The organism is Terrisporobacter muris (assembly GCF_024621905.1).
Taxonomy (GTDB): Bacteria; Bacillota; Clostridia; order Peptostreptococcales; family Peptostreptococcaceae; genus Terrisporobacter; species Terrisporobacter muris.
On record NZ_JANKBY010000179.1, the window covers coordinates 1 to 7,323 of the forward strand.

Here is a 7,323-nt window from a genome sequence, read left to right on the forward strand (position 1 = left end):
AATTCCATATATAGGATTAGGGGATGGAAAAGAATATATTAGTAAATATACTGAGATTAATATAGCTAAAAAACAACTAGAAACAGTAAATTTGAGAGGAATAGAATTATATCCTGTAAATAGAGTTAGTGATTTTATAAATGCCAACAGAGCTAATTATAATGAACTTGAAAAGTTTGATGATAAGAACTTTTTTAGAAGCTATAAACTTTCTGCAGATGATGAATTTATAGGAAGTTTGAATATTACATATGACCCAGAAAACGTATGCAAAAATGTGGATTCTGATTTGGTTCTTGGTGCATGTAAACTAATTTCAATAATTATTAGAGGGTGGATTTTAAATAAGGAGATAATGATAGAAAATAAAAAAAGAATAATAATGGAAAATGAGCTTGATGACTATTTAGATAAATCTATAGATTTATTTTCCATATATAATGTAAAAGGCAAACTACTGAAAATAAGTTCTAGTTGGACTAAGGTGTTAGGTTGGAGTAAGGAAGATTTGTTAAATAGAGATATATATAAGAATATTCATGTAGAGGATAGAAAAGTTATAAAGCATTTGAATGAATATTTACATAATTCAAAGAAAAGAAAAGCTAATGCAAAAGCAAGATATCTTTGTAAAGATGGAACTTATAAATGGATTTATTGGAATATAGAGTATTCACAAAAAAGTAATGCTTATATTGTTACGGGTAAGGATATTACATATGAAGTAAATGAAGAAAAAATGAAGAAAAATCTAGAGGAAAGAGTAAAGTTAGAAGCTATGAAAAATGACTTTTTCACTAACTTATCTCATGAGTTTAAAACACCTCTAAACATTATCTTAGGAACAATGCAAGTTATGCAGCAAAGAATTGACAATAACATTGCAATATCAAATGATGATTTAGTTAGATACTTAAAAAGTATAAGACAAAACTCTTACAGGGTTTTAAAATTAGTGAATAATCTAATGGATATTAATAAAATGGATATAGGGTATTATGATATTCACCTAAGTAACAATAATATAGTTAATATTATAGAGGATATATGCTTATCTGTAGCTGAATATGCAAGAAATAAAAATATAGAGCTTATATTTGATACAGATTGTGAAGAAGTTATTATGGCATGTGATCCAGAAGCAATAGAAAGAGTAATGTTAAATTTATTATCTAATGCTATTAAATATACAACAGATGGAAATGGAAAAATATTAATTAATATAAGAGATGATAAAGAATTTATTTTTGTTAGCGTTAAAGATAATGGGAAAGGAATACCAAAAGACAAACTAGAAGTTATATTTGACAGATTTGGACAAGCGAATACTAATTATAAACAAAAGTGTGAAGGTAGTGGAATAGGATTATATCTTGTTCAATCAATAATAAAACTTCATGGAGGCAGTATAAATGTTGAAAGTGAAGAATATGAAGGGTCTATGTTCACTTTTTCTATGCCCAAAAATTTAAAAGCTGACGATGAGAAAAAAAATATTTCTATAATACGTGAAAAAAACAATTTTAATATAGAAAAATGTAAAATAGAATTTTCTGATATATACAATTAGAAAGTTAAAGTGAAAAATAATAAAATTGAGGGGAAATTCAAAAAAGATATACCATAGATTTGAACTATGTTACTATTTATAGTGAAATAAATTTGAAAGAGGGGGAATGGATGAGAAGGTTCAAAACAAACGTGTTATTTTTGATTTTTATGTTAATGTTCATAAATCTAATTACTTTTAAAGCTTATGCAGAACAAGATGATGGTTATTATATAAAAAATATGGATGTAAATGTGGATGTTAATGATAAAAGAGAATACAAAATAACAGAAACTATAGAGGTATATTTCAATGAAGATCGCCATGGAATCATTAGAAATATTCCCACATCTACAAGACTGGAAGATTATAATATTAAAGATGTATCTGTAGAAGGAGCACCTTATGAGATAGAAGATTCTTTTGACATGAAAATAAAAATAGGTGATGAAGACGAAACTATAAGTGGAGATAAAACTTATAAAATTACATACACCATAGAAAATTACAACGAAGAAAGACCCGAAGGAGATTACATTTATTTAAACGTTTTAGGAAATCAATGGGACACAAATATTGAAAATTTCACATCAACTATAACTTATCCAAAAGAAGCAAATTTAGAAAAATTAAATGTAACAGATGGTGAGTATGGTAGTAACGATTCTATAAATGTTAAATATAAAGTAGAAAACAATAAAATTTATATCAATTCAATAAAAAATATACAACCTTATAAGTCAGTCACAGTAAATGCAATGCTAAATGAAGGAGCTTTTAAAAATGCTCCAGTAAAACAATATCCATATACAATTAGAAATCAATTAATAAATATTAATATAACAGATGATAAAAAATATGAAATTCAGCGTAATTTCCAAATAGAAATGAACAAAGATTATACAGGGGAAGAGTCACTTACAATCGACTTATTAGACATGATAAAAGGTGAAAATTTCTATTTGTTAGATATGAGTGTGGATGATAAAAATGTATCCTACAATGAAGAAGATGGGACTATTACCTTAGATAATAAAATGAATGAATATAATTTTAAAGTAACTTATACTATTGAACCTAGACTTAGTGATGATATTGTTTTTAAAATAGTAAGCCCTCATCTAGATGGAAAAATTGAAAATCTTAAAGTAGATCTAAATTCACCATTTGCCATAAATGATGCTACTGTGGACTTTAGTGAGAAGGGAGCAAATTTAGGTACAGACAGATTTAACTTAGATAAAAATGATAAAAATGTGGTATTTACAAACAAAAATACAATATACGTGGGAGAAGATGTAAAACTAAATCTTCAGATAGACGAAAGTCTATTTGTAAGACCTTTACCCATATCTGCAAACATAGTTAAATTTGGATTACCATTATTTTTACTTATAATTACATTTTTATTTTTTAGATTCAAAGATAAAAATCCTATAACACCAGTGGTGGAATTCTACCCGCCAAGACATATGAATAGCGCAGAAGTGGGCTATGCTTTTAATGAAAGTATTAGTAACTCTCAAGTGACTTCTTTATTATTTTACTGGGCAAGTAAAGGATATATAAAAATTATTATGAAAGAAAAAGATAAGTTCACCATAGAAAAATTAAAAGATATTGATAGTAATCATAAATACTATGAAAAAAAATTGTTTAATAGCTTATTTAAATATGAAAATGATAGAAGAGTAACTGGTGAAAAATTAAAAACTTATTTTGGAGAGGAAGTAAGTAAAGCAACACAAAGTGTTAAAGAAGAATTTAAAGGTAGTAATAAATTGAGAGATAGCTCTTCGCAAATAAGAGGATTTTTATTAAGCATAATATCAGCAATACCTATAATATCATGTATGATGGTAGCTAGAGAGGTGGATCATGGTTCTGTAGGGGGATATGTTATGTTTAGCATATTCATACTAATTATACATTTAGTATTTTATTTGATTTTTTATATGCTGTTGAAAAAAAGACATGGATTAATGAAAAAAAATAAGAAAATAGCTAGTATTGTTATTGTTAGCTTCATATATTTAATTATGATAATTTTCCCATTTTTATTCACAGATTTAGATGCTTTAATAATCATAGTCAGTATAATAGTATCTCTAATTGGAAATATCTTAAGTAGTTGTGTTCCGAGAAGGAGTGATTATGGAAAAGAGTTATTAGGAGAGATTGTAGGATTTAGAAACTTTATAGAAGTAGCAGAAAAAGATAGATTAGAAGCTTTGATAGAAGAAGATCCAGAGTATTTCTACAATACACTTCCTTATGCGCAAGTTCTTGGAGTTACTAAAATATGGGCAGATAAGTTTAGAGATGTTTCTATGGAACAACCATCTTACTATGATACTTATTATCCATTAAATAATTATATGGCTTTAAGCATGTTTGTAAATGATTTGAATAAAGTGGAATCCACGGCAAGTCAATATATAGATACATCTTCTTCAAGTAGTTTAGGAGGATTTGGTGGTGGTGGATTTAGTGGAGGAGGCTCTGGCGGTGGCGGTGGCTCAAGCTGGTAGAGCTTAGTTAATATAAGGTTTAAAATAAATGGAGGTGTAACAATGATGGGGATTATTATTGTAGTAGTTGCAGGAGTTGTAATAATATGGGGTGCTGCGACATATAACAAACTTGTATCACTTAGAATGAACGTTAAAGAAGGATTCTCCACAATAGAGGTATTTTTAAAGAAAAGATATGATCTTATACCAAATTTAGTAGAGACAGTAAAGGGATATGCTACTCATGAAAAAGGAACATTGGAACAAGTTATACAGGCCAGAGGAAACGCAATTTCAAGCTCTCCAAAAGATAAATCAAAATATGAAGGTGAATTATCCAATGCCTTAAGTAGATTGTTAATGATTTCTGAAAACTATCCGGATTTAAAGGCTGATTTACAATTTATAAATTTACAAAAAGAATTACAAAATATAGAATTAGAGATAGAAAAATCAAGAAGATATTACAATGGAACAGTAAATAATCTTAATAAGGTTATTCAAAAGGTACCAAGTTGTATAATTGCTAGTTTGTTTAAGTTTAAGGAAGAACCATTCTTTGAATTGGAAAATATAGAAGAAAGACAAAATGTTCAAGTTAAATTTTAACTTTAGAGATAGGAAAAAAATAAAATTAGAGAATAGAAATTAGATAAAAAAGTCATTGGAAAGAAGAACCCCAATGACTTTTTTGCATGAAAATATAAGTAATAAAATAATTTATATTTAAAGTTAGCAATAAATAAATTGGATATAATTGACAATATCGATACACGATGTTACTATTTAAGTAAAAATATCGTGTATCGATATTTAATATATAGACATAATGCTTTAATCATAAAATGAGGAATATAAATTTAAAAATATTTGGGGGAATTTTATGAGAACAGGAAGAGATACACTTGTAAAGTTTATCACATTTAAAGAAAATGAATGTGAAGCTATAGAGCAATACTTGGAAGAAAAAGCATTAGAGGGATGGATATTAAATGATATAAGTTGTAGTTTTTTTATATTTAAAAAATCACAACCAAAAGATTATAAGTTTAGTGTAGATATATTTACAGATCTAAAGACAGGTGAGTATATAGATTTCTGTGAAGCTAGTGGATGGCAACATTTATGTAGTACAAATCATTATCTTATATTTTTTACAGAAGATAAAAATATTACACCTATACAAACTGATGAAGAAATTGTATTAACAAAAGTGGGAAGAGCTATGGCTATAAATACATTCATATATATTTGGATTTCTTTTTCTATGGTGAATAATGCTTATAATACTTTTTTTGTTCCAAATTTAGAATATAGTAAAGAAATATATGGCAATGATTACGTATTTATGATTCTTATTTGTGCAGTGTTTACTATTTGTCCAATTATTGAGATTATAAGAAGTGGTTTATGGTATTTCAAATTTAAAAAATTAGTAAGCTTGAATGAAAATGCTAATTATCCAAGTCTTAAGGCGTTAAAAGTAAAAAGCATTTTTTTGAATTTATACATAGGTACGCTAATAATAGTAATGATTGCTTTAGTGGGAGACTTGGGATATTTAAATACTTATGTATATACAGGATTTGTTTTACTGTTAATAGTTATATCTGTAAGTAAAGCATTTAGAATAATTAAAGATTAAAATATTTTAGTAAGGGTGGTATAAATGGCTAGAAAGCAATTTCAAACACTATCAGAACCCATGTATTATATATTATTGTCACTTACAAGTGAATGTTGTGGTGTAGACATTATGAAGAAGGTGGAGGAAATTTCTAAAGGTAGAATATCTGTAGGTCCAGGGACTTTATATACACTTCTTGGAAAGTTTGAAAGTTCGGGAATGATAAAAGAAACAGCAGTAGAAGGTAGAAAAAGAAGTTATATAATAACAAAAGATGGATATGAAGCTTTAAAAGAAGAATATATAAGACTTAAGTCAATGGTTGATGAAGGCAAAAATTATATGGGAGAAAATTATGAGAATAAGTAAAAATACATTTATTAAATTAATTACTATAAGAGAGCATGAATGTAATGCACTGGAAAAGTACTTGGAAGAAAAAGCATTGGAAGGATGGATACTACATGATATAGTGTGTGGATTTTTAGTATTTAAAAAGAGAGAATCACAAAAAATCAAGTTTACAGTAGACATATTTACAGATGCTAAGAAGGATGAATATATAGAATATTGTGAAGCAACAGGATGGATGCATTTACTTCAACATAATAAATATTTCATTTTTTATACTAAAGACCAAGACATTACACCTATACAAACTGATGAAGAAATAGTATTAAAAAAAGTTAGAAAATCTATTCTGAGAAGCGTATTATATAATATTTTTCTAATTGGATTAATGATATTTAATTTATCTAGTGGTGAAAAATATGGATATGGCTTCTTTAGTGAGATATCAAGTAATAGTGCTTTATTTGTAATGATATCACTAAGTATAATTATTATGGGTGCTTTGATTCTTACAATAAAGGATGGATTATGGTATTTAAAATCTAATAGAGCTTTTAAATTGGGTGAAAATATAAATTATCCAACTTTAAAAGAATTTGAAGTAAATGCTGTTTTTTCAGAACTATATATGTGCATTTTAGCTTTAATGTTTATTAGTTTGATGGGAGATTTAGGTATTGATAAAGGTTATATATATCTAGCTATTTTTATACTATTCTTATCTATTTGTATAAGTAGGTTTATAATTATAGTACTTAAAAAGTATAAGAAAACAAGTAGAATACTAGGCGTTCTTATATGTGCCATTGGAATATTTATATCGACTCATATTATATTATCAGGAAAAGAAATGATTAATTATGTGAGGGATGAGAATAAAACTCCTATTATGACCATAAATGATTTTATAGATATGAAGACAAAAAAGGAATATTTATATTTTGAAAGCTCACAGTCTTTTTTAGCAAGTTCTTATACTTACTCTTATGATGAGATGAATTATGATATAGAATATGATGATAGGGAAGCTATGGATGAACAATACAATGATGAAAGTAGCGGATATTATTTTGATTATGAAATATGTAAAAGTAAGTATGATTGGATAATTGATAAAACTTTTGAATCTTATTTAAAAAGATATAAATACTACGAGTATGATGAAGTTAAAGATAATAATTGGGATGCTTTACAAGTATACAAAGATAATCAATACAATAGTGGGTACATACTTAAATACAAAGATAGAGTGATTTCAGTTTCTGGTAGTATAGATTTTAGTA

Annotated in this window: 6 protein-coding genes; all 6 read left to right on the forward strand. The window is 26.8% G+C overall.

The window, feature by feature from the left end:
* A partial coding sequence (locus NSA58_RS12940; RefSeq protein WP_257560536.1) for a PAS domain-containing sensor histidine kinase occupies window positions 1–1,570 on the forward strand: 1,570 nt, incomplete at its 5' end.
* 110 nt (window positions 1,571–1,680) lie between these two features.
* Window positions 1,681–4,080, forward strand: a complete 2,400-nt coding sequence (locus NSA58_RS12945; protein ID WP_074078782.1) for a DUF2207 family protein — start codon at window positions 1,681–1,683, stop codon at window positions 4,078–4,080.
* A 42-nt stretch (window positions 4,081–4,122) separates the two neighbouring features.
* Window positions 4,123–4,671: a LemA family protein gene (locus tag NSA58_RS12950; RefSeq protein ID WP_074078783.1), complete on the forward strand. Its 549-nt coding sequence runs from the start codon at window positions 4,123–4,125 to the stop codon at window positions 4,669–4,671.
* A 274-nt stretch (window positions 4,672–4,945) separates the two neighbouring features.
* Complete coding sequence (locus NSA58_RS12955) at window positions 4,946–5,707, forward strand: DUF2812 domain-containing protein (RefSeq protein WP_052232970.1); 762 nt, start codon at window positions 4,946–4,948, stop codon at window positions 5,705–5,707.
* 24 nt (window positions 5,708–5,731) lie between these two features.
* Window positions 5,732–6,058: a PadR family transcriptional regulator gene (locus NSA58_RS12960; RefSeq protein WP_039679608.1), complete on the forward strand. Its 327-nt coding sequence runs from the start codon at window positions 5,732–5,734 to the stop codon at window positions 6,056–6,058.
* Window positions 6,045–7,323 (forward strand): DUF2812 domain-containing protein (locus NSA58_RS12965; protein ID WP_257560537.1); only part of this gene is annotated, 1,279 nt, incomplete at its 3' end. The genes NSA58_RS12960 and NSA58_RS12965, both read left to right, overlap by 14 nt.

Coding starts and splice junctions, on each gene's coding strand:
- NSA58_RS12945 (WP_074078782.1), top strand. CDS start 1,681: ATGAGAAGGTTCAAAACAAACGTGTTATTTTTGATTTTTATGTTAATG.
- NSA58_RS12950 (WP_074078783.1), top strand. CDS start 4,123: ATGATGGGGATTATTATTGTAGTAGTTGCAGGAGTTGTAATAATATGG.
- NSA58_RS12955 (WP_052232970.1), top strand. CDS start 4,946: ATGAGAACAGGAAGAGATACACTTGTAAAGTTTATCACATTTAAAGAA.
- NSA58_RS12960 (WP_039679608.1), top strand. CDS start 5,732: ATGGCTAGAAAGCAATTTCAAACACTATCAGAACCCATGTATTATATA.